Source organism: Streptomyces hokutonensis (assembly GCF_000376565.1).
Lineage (GTDB): Bacteria > Actinomycetota > Actinomycetes > Streptomycetales > Streptomycetaceae > Streptomyces > Streptomyces hokutonensis.
Genome location: NZ_BARG01000068.1, coordinates 1 through 17121, shown reverse-complemented (window position 1 = coordinate 17121; position 17121 = coordinate 1). Strand labels below are relative to the sequence as shown.

The following is a 17121-nucleotide window of genomic DNA, read 5'->3' as shown; positions in this document are numbered from 1 at the left end:
TGGTCGCCCGCTGGTACACCGGCCTGCGCACCGCCGGGCCCGGCACCGCCGTACCGGACCCGGCGCCCGCTCAGGAGTCCGCGGTCAGCACCGAGAAATACGCGCCGAAGGAATCGGCGAGGCTCGCCAGCAAGGCCTTCCCCTTTTCCGCCGAGCCGAGCGACGGGCGCCCGATGACGCCCGACTCGGTATAGCCGGCCATACCGAGCGTCAGAAGATGGCGACGGTCGTCGGCGACGAAATCGGAGGTCTCATAACCGGGACGGATCAATTCGGGATGAGCGTGCAGAAGAATGGAGGTCTCGATTTCCCCCGCGTGCATATCGGTGAGCAGCGAGGTCAGCACCCCGGCCCGCTCCCGCGCCGCCTCCCAGTCCTCGGCGGCCGGGAACAGCGCCATCCGCTCACCGCGCGCGGAGGACTCCTGAACGACGTTGCCCAGTACGTAGTTTCCGCCGTGCCCGTTGACCACCACCAGGGCCTTCACCCCCGAGCGGCGGAGCGAGTCCGCGATGTCCCGCACCACCGCATGAAGGGTCACGGAAGAGATGCTGACGGTCCCCGGCCAGGCCGCGTGCTCCTGCGAGCAGGCGATCGTCACCGGCGGCAGCAGGTGCACCGGGTACGCCGCGGCGATCTCCCGGGCCACGGCACAGGCGACGAGGGTGTCGGTCGCCAGGGGAAGATACGGGCCGTGCTGCTCGAAACTGCCGACCGGAAGGACCGCGACCTGTGCCGAGACACCTGCCCCCCTAGCCCGTACGTCCTCCGTGGTGTCCGCCGGCACCAGTCCGTATGCCGCCGTCCGTGAGCCCGAACCATTCATTGTTTCACGGCCTTTCGTCTCTGCTTAGGAACCAGATCATGACAGAAAACATTGGCGTACTCGGCAAGCAGAAGTCCGCGCAGCCCAGGGGCGCGGAACGCGTCGTGAATGCTCCCTTGCCCACCGTGTACGGCAAATTCCAGGCGATCGGTTACCTGGACCACGACCGCGGTGACGAGCAAGTGGCCCTGGTCTACGGCGACATCGGCACGGACGACGTACTCACCCGGCTGCACTCGGAGTGCCTGACGGGCGACGCCTTCGGCTCGCAGCACTGCGAGTGCGGCGACCAGCTGGACGCCGCGATGCGGGCCGTGGTCGCCGAAGGCCGGGGCATAGTCGTCTACTTGAGGGGCCACGAGGGCCGCGGCATAGGCCTGCTCGCCAAGCTGCGCGCGATGGCGCTGCAGGCGGAGGGCCTCGACACCGTCGAGGCGAACCTCGCCCTCGGCCTGCCCGTCGACGCCCGCGACTACGGCGTCGCCGCCGAGATCCTGCACGACCTCGGGGTGGCGAGCGTCCGTCTGCTCTCCAACAACCCGCGCAAACGCGAGTCGTTGCTGGAACACGGCATCAAAGTCACCGAAGAAGTGCCGCTGTTGATCGAGCCCTGCGAGAACAACATCACCTACCTGCGCACCAAGCGGGAGCGCCTGGACCACCGCCTGCCCCATCTGGACGCGGTGGCGCACTGGTCCTGATTCCGGTGAGCGGATTCCGGACAGGAAGAGGGAATGACCGAAGACGTCCTCTTCCTCTCCGGCGACCGGGTCGCTGAACCGCACGTCCCCCACACCAGCGCCGGACCCGGCATCCAGGACCCTGCCGCGGCCCGGGCCGTCACCGGCGCGCCACAGAAGGAGCGCCCGTGAAGCGTCAGGCCGAGGTCGTCGTCATCGGCGGCGGGGTCGTCGGGACCAGCATCGCCTACCACCTGGCCCGGGCCGGCGTCAGAGACGTGGTCCTGGTCGAACGGGACGAACTCGCCGCCGGGTCCACCTCCAAGGCGGCCGGCGGGGTACGGGCGCAGTTCTCCGACGGGCTCAACGTGCAGCTCGGCGCCCGCAGCCTGGAGGCCTTCGACCGCTTCGAGGAGGACACCGGCCACGACATCGGGTTACATCGCGTCGGCTACCTGTTCCTCCTGTCGAGGCCCGAGGACGTCGCCTCCTTCGAGGCGGGGGTCCGGCTGCAGAACTCCCTCGGCGTGCCCAGCCGTCTGATCGACCCGGCCGAGGCCCGCCGCCTCTCCCCGCTGATCGACACCGAGGGCCTCATCGCGGCCGCCTACTCGCCCGACGACGGCCACTGCACCCCCGAGGCCGTCGTCCACGGCTACGCCTCCGCCGCCCGCGTGCACGGCGCGACGATCCTGCGCCACACCGACGTCACCGGCATCGAGACCTACGGCGACCAGGTCACCGCCGTGCTCACGACTCTCGGCCGCATCGACACGAACACGGTGATCTGCGCGGCCGGCGCCTGGTCGAAGGCCGTCGGCGCGATGCTGGGCGTGGACCTCCCGGTGCAGCCGCTGCGCCGCCAGATCGCCGTCACGGAACCCGTCCCCGGGCTGCCGACCACGCTCCCCATGACGATCGACTTCACGACGAGCCTCTACTTCCACACCGAGGGCCCCGGCCTCCTCGTCGGCATGTCCGACCCGGACGAGCGTCCCGGCTTCGCCACCGACACCCACGACCGCTGGATCCCGCGCCTCGCCGAGGCCATGCGGCGGCGCGCCCCTGGCCTCCTCGACCTGCGCCGCACCGGCGGCTGGGCGGGCCTGTACGAGAACACGCCGGACCACAACGCCCTGATCGGCGAGGCGACTTCGGTCTCCCGCTTCCTGTACGCGACGGGTTTCTCCGGCCACGGTTTCCTCCAGGCGCCGGCGGTCGGCGAGGTGATCCGCGACCTGTACCTCGGCCGCGTACCCTTCGTGGACGTCAGCCCCCTGAGCGCCGGCCGGTTCGCGGCCGACGCCCCGCGCCCGGAGGACAACCTGGTATGACCGAGCTGCATCTGTGGCTGCGCCACGAGACCCGCACGACCGAACGCCGCACCCCGGTCGTCCCCGCCGACGCCCGCCGGCTCGTCGACAGCGGCGCGACCCTCACTGTCGAGGAGTCCCCGCAGCGGATCTTCCCGGTAGGGGAGTACGAGGCGGTCGGCGCGAAGACGGCACCCGCGGGCTCCTGGGTGTCGGCGCCGAAGGACACGGTGATCCTCGGCCTGAAGGAACTCCCGGACGAGCCAGCCGAGTTGACGCACCGTCACATCTTCTTCGGTCACGCCTACAAGGGCCAGCCGGGCGCGACGGATCTGCTGCGCCGTTTCGGCACCGGCGGCGGCGCGCTCCTCGACCTCGAATACCTGGTGGACGACACCGGGCGCCGCCTCGCCGCGTTCGGCTTCTGGGCCGGCTACCTGGGCGCGGCCCTCGCCGTCCTCCAGCACCGGAACCGACTGGTCGCACCCCTCGCGCCCACCTCGAAGGAGGAGCTGGACGGCACACTCCGACCCGCCGCCGGGGACACCGAGTTCACCGCGCTGGTGATCGGCGCGCTGGGCCGCAGCGGCCGGGGAGCGCGGGCCGCGTTCGGCACGGCCGGGATCGGGCCGACGAGTTGGGACCTGGCGGAGACCCGGAACCTGGACCGCCCGGCCCTGTTGGCCCACGACGTCCTGGTCAACTGCGTCCTGGCGACCACCCCCGTCCCGCCCTTCCTCCGCGAGCCGGACCTCGACGATCCGAGCCGCCGCCTCCGTACGGTCTCCGACGTCACCTGCGACGTCGGCTCGCCCCTCAACGTCCTGCCGGTCTACGACCGCACGACCGAATGGGACGCCCCGGTAAGGCAGTTGCACGCACGGCCCCCGCTCGACCTCATCGCCATCGACAACCTGCCGTCCCTCCTGCCCAAGGAGTCCAGCACCGACTTCTCGGCCGCCCTGCTGCCCCAGCTCCTGGACTTCGGGACCGGCGGGGCGTGGGGGCGCTGCCTCGACCTGTTCCGCGCGAAGGCCCGGGAACTCGGAATCGCCGTGGCGGAAGGGGAGTTGGGCCATGTCTGACGTGGTGCGCGCGAGCGGTGCCGTGCACTGGATCGGCGCCGGGCTGTCCACGGGCAGCGGGCTGGCCCTGCTCTGCGACACCGCCGACCGGGTGAGGCTGTGGCACCGCACCGAGGACCGCGCGGCCCAGGCCCTCGACCACCTGGGGCTGACGGGACGCGCGGAACCGCGCGCGTTCGATCTCGCCGCGCTCACCGCCGAGTTGGTCCCCGGAGACGTCGTCGTCTCCATGCTGCCCGCGCCCGAACACGCGGCCCTGCTCGCCGCCTGTGTCGGCCGGCGGGCCCACTTCGCCTGCTCCAGCTATGTGTCGGACGCCGTCCTCGAACAGGTACCGGCGGCCGAGAAGGCGGGCGTCGTCGTCCTCACCGAGGCCGGACTCGACCCCGGTATCGACCACCTCTTCGCGCACAGCCTCGTCGCCCGTGCGCGGGAGGCGATCGGTGCGGACAGGGCGGCCTCCTACAGCCTCACCTCGTACTGCGGCGGAGTCCCCGCGGTGCCCAACGACTTCCGGTACCGCTTCAGTTGGGCGCCCGCCGGAGTCCTGGGCGCGCTGCGGTCACCGGCGCGCTATCTGGAGGACGGGACGGAGACCGTCGCCGAGCGCCCCTGGGAGGTGACCCGGCCGCACGTCGTCGACGGCGAGACCTTCGAGGTGTATCCCAACCGGGACAGCGTGCCCTTCATCGAGCAGTACGGGCTGCCCGCGGCCTGGCGGCCGAGCACCTTCGTGCGGGGCACGCTGCGCCTGGAGGGCTGGCTGCGGGCCTGGGAGCCGGTGTTCGAGGAGCTGAAGGCGGGCGACGACACCCGGATCGCCGCGCTGGCAAGGGAGTTGGCGGCCACCTACCCCACCACGGAGGCCGACCACGACCGGGTCGTCCTCGCCGTATCGCTGGATGTCCGCGGCGACACGGGCCGTACCTGGTCCGGGAGTTACCTCCTCGACCTCGTGGGCGACGAGGAGGAGAGCGCGATGGCCCGCTGTGTCTCGCGCCCCCTGTCCCTCGCCGTCCGGCACATCCTCGGCGACGACCTGCCGTCCGGCCTGAACCGGGCGGCCGAGACGGCGGACCGGTCACGGGAGTGGCTGAGCGAACTGGCGGGGGAGGGGCTGGAGTTCACCCTGCGGGTGGATCAGTGAGCGGGCGGTCGCGGATCAGTCCGTGACCGCCTCGTGCAGCAGCTGCTTCAGCTCGGGCATGATCTTCAGCGAGGACTTCGGCCGCAGCTGGGTCATGAACTGCACGGTCAGATCCCGGCTCGGGTCCACCCAGAACGTCGTCGTCGCGACCCCGCTCCACCCGAACGTGCCCAGCCCCGCCGGGGCCTGGGTGCGCTCGGGGTCGACGACCACGGAGACACTGAGGCCGAAACCGATGCCGTCGTTGCCCGGCTCCTGGTGGGCGGGGCTGCCGAAGGCACGCATGTCGGCGCCGCCCGGAAGGTGATTGCTGGCCATCAGGTCCACGGTCTCGGGGGCCAGCAGCCGGACGCCGTCGAGTTCGCCCCGGCGCCGCAGGAACTCCGCGAACCGGTGCACGTCGTACGGGCTCGCCGCCATCCCGCCGCTGCCCGACAGGAACCGTGGCCGGCCGCCCCGCAGCGGCAGCCCGAGGATCGGCTCGATCCCGCCGCCCTCGGCGTCGCCGTACAACTCGGCCAGTCGGCCCGCCTTCTCGTCCGGGACCTGGAAGCCGGCGTCCGGCATGCCGAGCGGGCGGAAGATCCGCTCGGCGAAGAACTCGTCGAGCCGCTGCCCGGACACCACTTCCACGATCCGGCCCAGCACGTTCGAGGAGACGGAGTAGTTCCACTGCGTGCCCGGCTCGAACTGGAGCGGCAGGCTCGCGTACACGTCGATCGTCTCGGCCAGGTTGGCGCCGGCCGGCACGGACGACTCCAGGCCCGCCTCCCGGTAGAGGGCGTCGACGGGGTGCGAGTGGTAGAAGGCGAAGGTCAGACCCGAGGTGTGGGTCATCAGGTGCCGGACCAGCATCGGCTGCTCCACCGGCCGGGTCTTCAGGCCGGCGCCGGAACCGCTGTCGTAGACCCGCATGTCCGCGAAGGCGGGGAGGTGGTCGGCGACCGGGTCGTCCAGGGAGAGCTTGCCCTCTTCCATCAGAAGCAGTGCGGCGACCGCGGTGACCGGCTTGGTCATGGAGTAGATCCGGTACAACGTGTCCGGCGTCACGGGCAGCCCGGCCGCCACGTCGCGGTGCCCGTGGGCGGTGAGGTGGGCGACACGGCCGTGACGGGCCACGGACACCAGGAAGCCCGGCAGGCGCTCCACGTCGACGTAGTGGGCGAAGTGCTGGTCCAGGCGGTCCAGCGCCTTGTGATCCAGTCCGACCTCGTCCGGGTCGACCTCTTGTCGCAGCTGTGCCATGGCTCTCCTCCGAATTGCGTTCACGAGGTGGGGTCCCGCATACCCGGCCCCGGACACCTCGGAACTCATCGTCGCGCAGGAACACCTGCGCGGTCTCCTGTAACGCCGTGATGTGTGAGCGACGCGACTGTCCGGCCGGGCAGTACGAGACTCGCGAGAGCACCGGTCAGGGCCACTCCGGCGAGGACGGAGAGGGCCGCCGTGGACCCGCTCGCGGCCATCAGCGCGCTTCCGGCGGCGACGCCCAGCGTCGGACCCACGTTCCCCGCGGTCTGCTTGAGCCCGCCCGCCACCCCGGCCGACTCCACGGTCGCTTCCCGTACGACGACTTGGGTCGCGGCCACCATGACCGTCCCGAACCCGGCCCCGAGCAGGGCGAAACCCGCGCATACCGCGACCGTGCCCGTGGACCGGGACAACACGAGAACAGCCAGGGCTACGACCGCCATCGCCACGCCGGCCGTACGACGTGCCCCGGCCCGGCGCAGCACCACGGCGGTCGCGGGTGCCGCGAGCACCATCGCGGCGGCCAACGGCAGCCCTCGGAGGGCGCTTTGGAACGGGCCAAGTCCCATCGTGTCCTGAAGGAAATAGGTGACGACGAACAGCGTCCCGGAGAACGCGGCCGACGCGGCGAGCAGCATCCCGAGAGCCCCGCGGATCGCCGCCGAGCCGACGACGTCCGACGGGAGGAGCGGATGCGCCGTACGACGCTCATGCCGTACGAAGGCAAGGGCCGCGAGCACGGACACCGCGAGGCCGGCGGCCGAACCGGGGAGATCCACCAGGGCCTGGATGAGCGAGGCGAGGCAGAGTGCGAGCAGCAGGGCGCCGGGCAGATCGAACCGGACACCGTTCGGTTGTCGTTGCCGCGGTCCTGGAACGGTGAGGGCGAGCACGCCGAACACGAGCGAGGGCACGACGTTGAGGAAGAACACGGCCCGCCAGCCCGCCGCGCCCACCAGCGCCCCGCCCACCAACGGCCCGGCGGCCGCCGCGATTCCGATCACACTCGTCCGTACGGCGATGGGCATGCCGAGCCGGTCGGGCGGGAACGCGGCGCGCAGCATGCCGAGCGTGGCCGGCTGCAACAGCGCCCCGAACACCCCCTGGACGACCCGGAGTCCGATCACCCAGCCGACGCCGGTCGCCAGTCCGATCCCGGCCGAGGCGAGTCCGAAGCCGAGCATGCCGAGTCCGAACACCCGCTGATGCCCGTACCGGTCGCCGATCCGCCCGGCCGACACCAACAGGCTTGCCACGGCGACCAGATACGCGGTGCTCGTCCACTGGACCTGTGCCAGCGACGCCCCCAACTCCCTTTGCAGCGTGGGCTGTACGACGGTGAGCACGGTCCCGTCGAGCGCGACGATCGCTGCCCCCGCCGCACTGCTGGCCAGTACGAGCCTTCGGTGCACCGTCATCGGGTGCCGTCCTGACCCAGGTGCGCGTCGAGGGCCGACCGCAGCAGGGGGGCGAAGTCGTCGGCGCCGGTGGCCAGTTGAAGGCTGCCCCAGTGCCAGAGCTGGGCTATGCCGTGCAGGTTCGCCCACAACGCGCCCGCGACCAGACGGGCGTCCACGTCGGGACGCGCCCGGCCGACCAGGTCCACCAGTACACCGAACAGCGGCAGGCTGGTGTCGCGCAGCCCCAAGTGCCCGCTCTCCAGCAGATCGTGACGGAACATCAACTCGTACATGCCGGGGTTGTCGAGCGCGAACCCCAGATAGGTGCGGCTCAGCGCCGTCACCTGCGCGCGGGGGCTCGCGGTACCGTCTCCGATCACCGCGGCCGCCCGCTCGCCCAGCGCGGCGAAACCGCGCCGCGCGATGGCGGACAGCAGCTCCAGATGGGTGGGGAAGTAGCGGCGCGGCGCCCCGTGCGAGACACCGGCCCGTCGCGCGATCTCCCGCAGGGTGAGCGCCTGCGCCCCCTCGCTCGCCAGCAGGTCCACGCCGACGTCGACGAGCCGGTCCCGCAGCCCCGCTGCTTCCGCATCACTCATAGACACTGTCTACCAGCCGGTCGTAGACAGTGTCTACTGGGGAATGGTGGACGCGCGGTACTCGTTGTTGCCGATATGACACAGGACGACGCGCCACTCCTTCAGCTGCTGTCCGACGGCCACGGCGGGGTGCTGGTCACCCTCAAGGGCGACGGCCGGCCCCAGCTCTCGAACGTCAGCCACGCCTACTACCCCGACGAGCGCACCATCCGCGTCTCGATCACCGACGACCGCGCCAAGACCCGCAACCTGCGCCGTGACCCCCGCGCCTCGTACCACGTGACCAGCGCCGACCGGTGGGCGTACACGGTCGCCGAGGGCACGGCCGACCTCACACCGGTGGCGGCGGACCCGCACGACGAGACCGTCGAGGAGCTGATCCGGCTCTACCGTGACGTCCTCGGCGAGCATCCCGACTGGGACGAGTACCGGGCGGCCATGGTCCGGGACCGGCGGCTGGTGCTGCGGCTGCGGGTGGAGCGGGTGTACGGCATCCCGAAGGGTGCCGACCTGGGGTGACCGATCGTCACCTCCGGTCCCCGACGCTAGAGTTGATCCGCAACACGGTGGCATGCGGACGACGGGGGAGTGCACGAGGTGATCGATCCGGTGTCCATGAGCGCCATCGCCGCGGTGTTCGGGGCCGTCGGCTCCGGAATGGCGAGCGAGGCCGGCAAGCTGGCCTGGGAATCGGCCGGCGGACTGGTCCGCCGCCTGGCCGGCCGGGAGGTGCCCGCACCGGCCACCCCCGACGAACTCGACGCCGTCGCCCGCATGATCCACGACCGCGTCCACGAGGACCCCGAACTCGCCCTGATCTGGACCCGGTTCGCGCGCGGCGTGCGCACCCCGGGCCGGATCACGGGCCCGGGACGGCACTGCCTCCCACCGGCGCCCCGTTCCTTCACGGACCGTCAGGAGGCCCTGAAACTCCTGGACAAGGAGGCCACGCGCCCCTTCGGCGGGCGCCCACGGCTGGCACTCCTGCACGGACCCGAGGGCATCGGCACCAGCACCCTCGCCCACCACTGGGGCGCACGGCAGACGGCGCGCTTCCCCGACGGGCAGCTCTATGCCGACCTGCGCACCCTCGGCCCCGAACCGGTCCTGACCACACTGCTGCGCCAACTCGGCCTGCCCGACGAGGAGATCCCGCCCTCGGCCGCCGACCGGGCGACCCTGTTCCGCGCCTCCCTGGCCGACCGCCGAGCCCTCGTGGTCCTCGACCACGCCCAATCCGGCGCCCAGGTACAGCCGTTGCTCGCCTCGGCCGCCGACGTCGTCACCCTCGTCGTCGCGAGCAATCCCCTCGTCGGCCTCGACGCGTTACGCATCCCGGTCGGCCCGCTGACCCGCCGGGACGCGAGACGACTCCTCACCGAACTCGTCGGCAGGACCACGGTCACCGCCGCCCGCGCCACACTGCCCGCCGTGCTGGACCGCTGCGCCGGCTCCCCCTACGCCCTGCGCGCCGCCGCACCCCGGCTGACCGCACCGACGCAGCCACCCGCCGGGCCGGACACCGACCCGGTGACGTCCGCCATCGAGGACTCGTACCGCCTCCTGTCCCCCGACGCGGCCCGCCTCTACCGCCTGACCGGCCTCTACGACTGGCCCGCCCTCGACGTCGCCGCGGCGGCGCGCGCGGCCGACACCGACGAGCCCGAGGCCGCCCGGCTTCTCGGTGAGCTGGCCGACGCCCTGCTCGTCGAGCGCACCGACGACGGCCGTTACCGCTACCGGCCCGCCGTCCGCGCCCACGCCGAACGGACCGCCGCCGCCACGGACGGGATCGCCGCGTCCTCCGCCGCCGTGTCCCGCACCGTCCAGCACTATGTGCACCTCGGCCTCGCCGCCGCGCAGGCGGCACTGCCCGAGAGCTGGCGCGTCCCGTCCGCGCCCACCCCGCTGTCGTACGCGGACCGGGGAGCAGGCGTCGCCGCACTCGCCGCCGAAGCCCCCAACCTGGTCCAAGCGGTGCGTGCCGCAGAGGAGTTCGGGGACTGGGACACAGTCGTCCTGCTGGGCCAGACCCTGTGGCCGCTCCAGCTCAAGGCCGGCCACCACGACGTCCTGCTGCCCGCGCTGCGTACCGGGGCACGTACGGCGGACGCCCACTTCCCCGGCACCCGTGGCGCGGCCTCTCTCCATGTCCAACTCGCCCACAGCCTGATGGAGTTGAGGCGCTGGGACGAGGTTGAGCCCGAGGCGCTCGCCGCCGCGCGGGACGAGCGGGCGGCCGGGCATGTGCGCGGCCATGCCTCCGCCGTCGAGTTCCTCGGTCTGCTCCGGCTGCGTCAATGGCGGTACGACGAGGCGTACGCGGCCTTCGACGAGGCCTACGGCATCCTCGACGGCATCGGTCCCGGCGACGAGGGTGCCGCCGATCTGCCGCGCGCCCGCGCCCTGTTGGAACGGCACAGAGGCCGGGCGCTGCGCGGGATGGGCCGCCCGGCCGAGGCCGTCGCCCGCCTGGAACGCGCGCTGGCCTTCTTCCGCGCGAGCGGCGAGGCCTACAACACTGCGCGCACCCTCACCGACCTGGCCGAAACCCGCCTGACCCAGGGCGAGTTCACGGCCGCCCGCGCCCTGATCGACGAGGCGGCCGACGCCCTGCGCGACGAGAAGGCGGAACAGCACCTGTCGTATCTGCGTGTCCTGCGGGAGCGCTGCGAGGGTTAGCCGAGGGCGACCCGCACCCGGTGTACGGCCCCGCCCGTGTGCACGGTCAGCCCCTGCGCCATCGCCTCGTGCAATGACTTGCCGGAGGCCAGCCAGGCGTGCAGGGCCGAGGCGCAGGCGACCGGGTCGGCGTCGGCGGGCGGTTCGGTGCGCAGGAGCAGCAGGGTGCCGTCCGCGGTGCGGGCCGTGCACGCGCCGGGGCCGGTGACGTAGACGGCGAGGGCGCAGCGCGGGTGCCGGGCCAGGACCTCCGTGGTCCAGAGCGCGGGGGACCCGAAGCGCGGGTCGTCCGCCGCGCCGTGCCGGAACACCACGTCGGCCAGGGAGAGTTGGTCCTGCTCGCGGGTGTCCTCGTGCACCGCTGTGTGGGACTCGGCCGCGGTGTCGGGCGCCGGGTGCGGGCCCGCGAACCGGACGACGGAGACCTCGGCACTGCCCAGCAGCCGGGTGAGCACCCGCAACGGGACTGTGTGCGCGGCGGGTTCGAACGGCGGGAGCGGGAGCGGTTCGAGCAGCGCGGGCGCGTCCGGTTCGGGGATGCCGATGATGTCGTAGAAGAGGCGCCGGAGGCGGGTGGCTGATTCGCCGGGGACGGAGCTGGTGAAGGCGGCCGGGGTGGGCAACGGGCGGTGGGTGTCGATGAGTCGGGTGAGTTGGGGGCGCAGCGGGAGGGCGGGGTCCAGGCGGGGTGCCGTACGGACGAAGGCGTGCACGGGGGCGTCGGGGGCGAGGCCCGCGAGGGGTGCGGCGCCGAGGAGGACGGGGGTGCCGAGCGCGGCGGCGTAGTAGGTCACCGAGCCGTGGTCGCCGATGACCGCGTCGGCGGCGAGCAATGCCTGGCGCCAGCCGTGCAGCGGGTCGACGAGGGTGAGTCCGGCGCGGCGGGACCGGTCCAACCAGGCGCGGAGCTGGCCCGGGCCGTGGCCGTACCAGATGTTGGGGTGCAGGACGGCGGCGAGACGGTACTCGTCGACGGGGAGTTCGGAGGTCAGCCGGGGGAGCAGGGACGGGAGTACGTCGTCGCCGGAGGCCGGGCCGTCGCCGAACAGGGACTCCGGGTTCCAGGTGGAGTTGAGGACCACCAGCCGCTGCGACCGGCCGACGCCGAGCGCCCGCCGGTAGCGCTCCCGGTACGGGCGCGCCGCGAGCATGCGGTCCCAGCAGGGATCACCGGCCAGTACGGCCGTGGGCGCGGCCTCGGGACAGACGGCACGCAGCCGCTCCAGCTGCTCCGGGTGGGACAGCACCAGCGCGTCGGCGACGGGCCGGCCGGTTTCGTCGAGCAACCACTCGGGCGACAACCCGAACACCGGAACCTCGACCTCCGCCACCTTGCTGCCGGGTGTTGGGTGTTGGGTGTTGGGTGTTGGGTGTCCCCAGCCTCTTAGTGTATCCGACACCGTGGGACATCACAGCCAATACGCCTGAAAATGCCCGGAGTTGACCGCCGAAGCTCGCGGAGACGGCCAAGTCGACCGGTGTTGCCGTCGCCTGTTCCCAGGGCACCACCGGCACCCCCGTTTCCGCGAGCAACTCGGCCACACCGGCCGCGAATGCCGACGATCCCGTGCAGGTGACCAGCAGCTGCACACGGAAGTCGTCGTGGAAGAGCGGCAGTACGTCGAGGAGCCGGGTCGCGGAGGTCACGTTGTGCACGACGAACAGCACCTTGCGGCTGTGCCCCCGGGTGGCCCATCGCCCGGCGTCGTCGCCGACCGGCACCCGTATCCACTCGGCCCCCGCCACGCCCCTCGACCACCTTTCGCGCATGTGATCGGGCAACGATAGTCAGCCCCGGGCCCGCGTGCACCGGCCGCCCCTGAAATCGGCCGGTACACGCGGAGACCCTCCGGGCGGCGCGGGGCCGCGATGCCTTGTCGGCGCCCCGCGCGCGCAGGTTCACGAAGGCCGGTCGCCGGCCTCCTCACCGTCCTACCCCGGTTGGGGTCGAGCCACGTGTCCGGCGGGGGAGCAATGGCATGGCCGCGCGGGCGGCACTGTTCTTTTCTGCTCGTTCTGGCCGATGTTCTTGCGTGAAACGTCAGCTGTCAACGTGAGCTGTCAACGGCGGCGGTCAGGCCCTCACCGTCTCCGGCCGGGAGGTCTCCCGGGGTGAGCGCGCGCCGAGCAGTTCCGTCGGGACCTTGTGGGTCTCGCGGGCGGACAGCGCGGCGACGGCCGGCGGGACGCACAGAGCCGCGGTGAACAGGGCCACCGAGGACCAGTCCGTGCCGTCCGGACCCGCGATCTGCGCGGCGAACGTGACCGCGAACCCGGCCACGGCGAAGCCGATCTGGGTGCCGACGGCCATGCCGGACAGCCGGACCCGCGTCGCGAACATCTCGCCGTAGAAGGAGGGCCATACGCCGTTCGCGGCGCTGTAGACGACGCCGAAGGCGACGATGCCGAGGATCAGGGTGAGGGCGTAGGAGCCGGTCGAGATCGCCCAGAGGTAGAGGAACATGGTGACCGCGCTGCCGATCGCGCCGATCAGGTACACCGGGCGGCGGCCGATGCGGTCGGACAGGGTGGCCCACAGGGGGATCGCGCCGAGGGCGACGAGGTTGGCGAGCGCGCCCACCCACAGCATCGACGTACGGGACATGCCGACCGAGTCGCTGGTCGCGTACGCCAGCGCCCACACCGTGAAGATCGTCGAGACGGAGGCGATGAGGGCACCCGCGATCACCCGCAGGACGTCCGCCCAGTGCTCGCGCAGCAGCACCACGAGCGGGAGTTTCACGACACCCTCGGTCGCCGCCTGCTCGGCGAAGGCCGGGGTCTCCTGGAGCCTGCGGCGGATGAACCAGCCGGCCACCGCGACCAGCACACTCGCCCAGAACGGAACTCGCCAGCCCCAGGACAGCAGCTGCTTGTCGGGGAGTTGGGCGACGGCGAGGAACACGAGGGTGGCGACGAGCTGGCCGCCCTGCGTACCGCTGAGGGTGAAGCTGGTGAAGAAGCCGCGCCGGTCCGGCGGCGCGTGTTCCAGCGTCATGGAGCTGGCGCTGGCCTGCTCGCCCGCCGCGGAGATCCCCTGGAGGACCCGGCACAGCACGAGCAGGACCGGGGCGAGGGAGCCGACCTGGGCGCGGGTGGGCAGACAGCCGATGAGGAACGTCGACAGGCCCATCAACAGCAGCGTGAAGATCATGACCTGCTTGCGGCCCACCCGGTCGCCGAAGTGCCCGAGGAACAGCGCGCCGACCGGGCGGGCCGCGTAGGCGACACCGAAGGTGGCGAGGGAGAGCAGGGTCGCGGTCGCCGGGTCCGAGTCGTCGAAGAAGACCTTGGGGAAGATCAGCGCGGCGGCGCTGCCGTAGATGAAGAAGTCGTAGTACTCCAGGGCGCTGCCGATCCAGGCGGCGGCTGCCGCCTTCTTCGGCTGCCCGACGGCTTTGGCGGGGACGGACACGGCTTGCTCCTTCGCGGAGACTCCGCCGGGGGCGGAGTGAGCGGAGACGGGGAGATGTGGGGGAGAGACGGGAGCGGGGTGGTGGCGCCGGGTCGCGGCTAATTAACCCACTGGGTAGTTAGTCTCGGTGGGTAGGGATGTTGCGCCCACGTTTCCCGGGTGTCAAGGGGTGCCGTCGGACCGTCTCAGTCCGTCGCGCGCTCCGCCGTCAGATAGGCGATCACCATGTCGCCCAGCATGGTCCGGTAGTGCTCGCGCCGGTCCGGGGCGGTCAGGTCGCGGCCGAACAGGGCGCCGAAGGTGTGCCGGTTGGCGACCCGGAAGAAGCAGAAGGAACTGATCATCGCGTGCAGGTCGACGGCGTCCACGTCGGCCGTGAACAGGCCTGATTCCTGCCCCGACGCCAGGATGCGGCGGATCACGTCGACGGCGGGCGAGCCGATCTTGCCGAGCTTCTCGGAGGCGGCGATGTGCTCGGCCTCGTGGATGTTCTCGATGCTCACCAGGCGGATGAAGTCCGGGTGCTGCTCGTGGTGGTCCAGGGTCAGCTCCGCGAGCCGCCGGATGGCCGCGACCGGGTCCAGGTGCTCGACGTCCAGGCCCTGCTCGGCCTCGCGGATCACGCCGTAGGACCGTTCCAGGACGGCCATGAAGAGCTGCTCCTTGCCGCCGAAGTAGTAGTAGATCATCCGCTTGGTGGTGCGGGTGCGGGCGGCGATCTCGTCGACGCGGGCGCCGTCGTAGCCGGCCCGCGCGAACTCCTGGGTCGCCACGTCGAGGATCTCGGCCCTGGTGCGGACGGCGTCACGGATCCGTCCGTTGGGTCGTGCCGGTTCTTCGACGCTGGTCATCGGGTTCCTTCGGGCGAGGGGCCAGTGCCGGTGATTGTAGAAGCCGGGCCCGGGCGGCGGGGCGCCGAGTTCCCGTCCGGGGCTTCCCGGGGGCTCGCGATGCTGGTATAGCTAACGTACTAGTTCGTACATTAGTGATTCGGATTCGCTCGGGAGGGCCACCGTGGCCGATGTCGTCAAGGAGTCGTATCTCATCGGGCTGATCGGTGCCGGTATCGGTCCCTCCCTCAGCCCGGCCCTGCACGAACGCGAGGCCGACCGGCAGGGGCTGCGCTGTCTGTACCGGCTCATCGACATCGACGTGCTCGGCGTCGGCCCGGAGGCGGTGGGCGATCTGCTGCGCGCCGCCCGCGACCTGGGCTTCGACGGGCTCAACATCACCCACCCGTGCAAGCAGCTCGTCATCGGGCACCTCGACGGGCTCGCCCCGCAGGCCGAGGCACTGGGTGCGGTCAACACCGTGGTCTTCGGTGCGGACGGCCGTGCGATCGGCCACAACACGGACGTCACCGGCTTCGCGGCCTCCTTCGCGCGCGGACTGCCCGACGCGCCCATGGAACGCGTCGTCCAGCTCGGCGCGGGCGGCGCGGGCGCGGCCGTCGCGCACGCCACGCTCACGCTGGGCGCCGAGCGGGTCACCGTCGTCGACGCGCTGCCCGCGAGGGCGGTGGCCCTCGCCGACTCCCTGAACCGCCACTTCGGCGCCGGCCGCGCGGTGGGCGCCGCCCCCGACCTGCTGCCCGGACTCCTCGCGGACGCCGACGGCATCGTCCACGCGACCCCCACCGGGATGGCAGCCCACCCCGGACTGCCCTTCCCCGCAGGCCTGTTGCACCCCGGTCTGTGGGTCGCCGAGGTTGTCTACCGCCCCCTGGAGACCCAACTCCTGCGCACCGCCCGCGCGTTGGGCTGCGCCACCCTCGACGGCGGCGGCATGGCGGTCTTCCAGGCGGCCGACGCGTTCCGTCTGTTCACGGGGCGAGAGCCCGACAGCGCGCGGATGCTGGCCGACATCGGGGAACTGGCCGGTGCGGTGGCTGCGCCCAAGTAGGTGGGGGCGCGCCGGAGTGGAGGCGGTTGTGCCGAGGTGGTCGTGCTTGCACCGTGAGAGATGGGTCTGCTGCGTCGAGGTGGTTGTGCCTGCACTGGGAGAGGCGGGTCTGTGTCGAGGTGGTTGTGCCCGCACCGCGAGGGACGGGCCTGCGTCGAGGCGGTCGCGCCTCCGCCGCGAGAGGCGGGCCCGTGCCCAGACTGTTGTGTCTCCGCTGCGAGAGGCGGGCCTGCGCCGAGGTGGTCGCGCCCGCGCCGCGAGAGGCGGGCCTGCGTCGAGGTGGTCGTGCCTGCACTGTGAGCGACTGGTCTGCTTCGAGGCGGTTGTGCCTGCACTGCGAGAGGCGGGCTTGTGCCCAGACTGTTGTGTCTGCACCGCGAGGGACGGGCCTGCGTCGAGGTGGCCGCGCCCGCGCCGCGAGAGGCGGGCTTGTGCCCAGACGGTCGTGCCCGCACCGCGAGGAACGCGTCTGCGCCGAGGCAGTCGCGCCCGCATCGCGAAAGACAGGCCGGCCTCCAGTTGGTCGTACCCGCACTGCAAGAGATGGGTCCGCGCCGAACCGGTCGTGCCCGCACTGAAACAGCCGTCCCTGTCCGAAACGCCCGTGCCGAGCCGCCCGTTCCCGCGTCGATCGGGCCGTGCCCGTGCCGAGCCGCCCGTGCCCGCGTCGACCGGACCGTGCCCCCGTCGAACCTGCCCGTGCCCGCGTCGACCCGGTGCCACGCCCGCCCCGAAACGCCCGCGCCCGAAGCGATTGTGCCCGCCCCGAACCCCCGTGCCCGCCCCGAACCCCCCGTGCCCACAGCGGAATTGAGAGGTAC

15 protein-coding genes are annotated in these 17121 nt (G+C 72.0%); 8 read left to right on the top strand and 7 right to left on the bottom strand.

All coding sequences use genetic code 11. The features are described from left to right. Positions 1-70 precede the first annotated feature (70 nt). The gene (locus tag SSP08S_RS38660; RefSeq protein ID WP_026179207.1) at positions 71-826 is read right to left on the bottom strand and encodes a creatininase family protein; all 756 of its coding nucleotides are present in this window, start codon (positions 824-826) and stop codon (positions 71-73) included. Positions 827-864: 38 nt separating this feature from the next. Between SSP08S_RS38660 and ribA the strand changes: the two genes are divergently transcribed. From ribA to SSP08S_RS38635, 5 genes are read left to right on the top strand one after another with little or no spacing between them, the layout of a single operon-like run. Then, positions 865-1527 (top strand): GTP cyclohydrolase II, encoded by a 663-nt coding sequence (ribA, locus tag SSP08S_RS38655; protein WP_019073012.1) that lies wholly within the window; start codon positions 865-867, stop codon positions 1525-1527. A 33-nt stretch (positions 1528-1560) separates the two neighbouring features. Then, positions 1561-1698 carry a hypothetical protein gene (locus SSP08S_RS62055; protein WP_019073011.1) on the top strand — a complete coding sequence of 46 codons (138 nt, stop codon included), beginning with the start codon at positions 1561-1563 and terminating at the stop codon, positions 1696-1698. Next, positions 1695-2840: an NAD(P)/FAD-dependent oxidoreductase gene (locus tag SSP08S_RS38645; RefSeq protein ID WP_019073010.1), complete on the top strand. Its 1146-nt coding sequence runs from the start codon at positions 1695-1697 to the stop codon at positions 2838-2840. The genes SSP08S_RS62055 and SSP08S_RS38645 overlap by 4 nt, the downstream gene beginning before the upstream one ends. Then, positions 2837-3904: a saccharopine dehydrogenase gene (locus SSP08S_RS38640; RefSeq protein ID WP_019073009.1), complete on the top strand. Its 1068-nt coding sequence runs from the start codon at positions 2837-2839 to the stop codon at positions 3902-3904. Before SSP08S_RS38645 ends, SSP08S_RS38640 begins: the two co-directional genes overlap by 4 nt. Beyond that, a complete protein-coding gene (locus SSP08S_RS38635; protein WP_019073008.1) occupies positions 3897-5051 on the top strand; it encodes a saccharopine dehydrogenase family protein in 1155 nt (384 codons plus the stop codon). The genes SSP08S_RS38640 and SSP08S_RS38635 overlap by 8 nt, the downstream gene beginning before the upstream one ends. Before the next feature lie 15 nt (positions 5052-5066). Here the strand turns inward: SSP08S_RS38635 and SSP08S_RS38630 are convergent, their stop codons facing one another. The 3 genes from SSP08S_RS38630 to SSP08S_RS38620 form a co-directional block, all read right to left on the bottom strand. Next, positions 5067-6296 (bottom strand): serine hydrolase domain-containing protein, encoded by a 1230-nt coding sequence (locus SSP08S_RS38630; RefSeq protein ID WP_019073007.1) that lies wholly within the window; start codon positions 6294-6296, stop codon positions 5067-5069. Between the two features lie 65 nt (positions 6297-6361). Next, positions 6362-7720, bottom strand: a complete 1359-nt coding sequence (locus tag SSP08S_RS38625; RefSeq protein ID WP_019073006.1) for an MFS transporter — start codon at positions 7718-7720, stop codon at positions 6362-6364. Then, positions 7717-8301: a TetR/AcrR family transcriptional regulator gene (locus SSP08S_RS38620; RefSeq protein ID WP_019073005.1), complete on the bottom strand. Its 585-nt coding sequence runs from the start codon at positions 8299-8301 to the stop codon at positions 7717-7719. Before SSP08S_RS38620 ends, SSP08S_RS38625 begins: the two co-directional genes overlap by 4 nt. Before the next feature lie 75 nt (positions 8302-8376). Between SSP08S_RS38620 and SSP08S_RS38615 the strand changes: the two genes are divergently transcribed. Continuing rightward, a complete protein-coding gene (locus SSP08S_RS38615) occupies positions 8377-8820 on the top strand; it encodes a PPOX class F420-dependent oxidoreductase (RefSeq protein WP_019073004.1) in 444 nt (147 codons plus the stop codon). Positions 8821-8916: 96 nt separating this feature from the next. Beyond that, positions 8917-10983, top strand: coding sequence for a tetratricopeptide repeat protein (locus SSP08S_RS38610; RefSeq protein WP_078532656.1), 2067 nt, complete (start codon positions 8917-8919; stop codon positions 10981-10983). Here SSP08S_RS38610 and SSP08S_RS38605 read toward each other — a convergent pair. From SSP08S_RS38605 to SSP08S_RS38595, 3 genes are all read right to left on the bottom strand, one after another. After that, positions 10980-12314, bottom strand: coding sequence for a hypothetical protein (locus tag SSP08S_RS38605; protein WP_245608037.1), 1335 nt, complete (start codon positions 12312-12314; stop codon positions 10980-10982). The genes SSP08S_RS38610 and SSP08S_RS38605 overlap by 4 nt on opposite strands. 743 nt (positions 12315-13057) lie before the next feature. Further along, on the bottom strand, positions 13058-14398 hold the full coding sequence (locus SSP08S_RS38600; RefSeq protein WP_019073001.1) for an MFS transporter: 1341 nt from the start codon (positions 14396-14398) through the stop codon (positions 13058-13060). A gap of 185 nt (positions 14399-14583) precedes the next feature. Further along, positions 14584-15249, bottom strand: a complete 666-nt coding sequence (locus SSP08S_RS38595; protein WP_019073000.1) for a TetR/AcrR family transcriptional regulator — start codon at positions 15247-15249, stop codon at positions 14584-14586. A 163-nt stretch (positions 15250-15412) separates the two neighbouring features. On the opposite strand from SSP08S_RS38595, the gene SSP08S_RS38590 reads away from it, so the two are divergent. Next, the gene (locus SSP08S_RS38590; RefSeq protein WP_019072999.1) at positions 15413-16300 is read left to right on the top strand and encodes a shikimate dehydrogenase; all 888 of its coding nucleotides are present in this window, start codon (positions 15413-15415) and stop codon (positions 16298-16300) included. Positions 16301-17121: the final 821 nt, after the last annotated feature.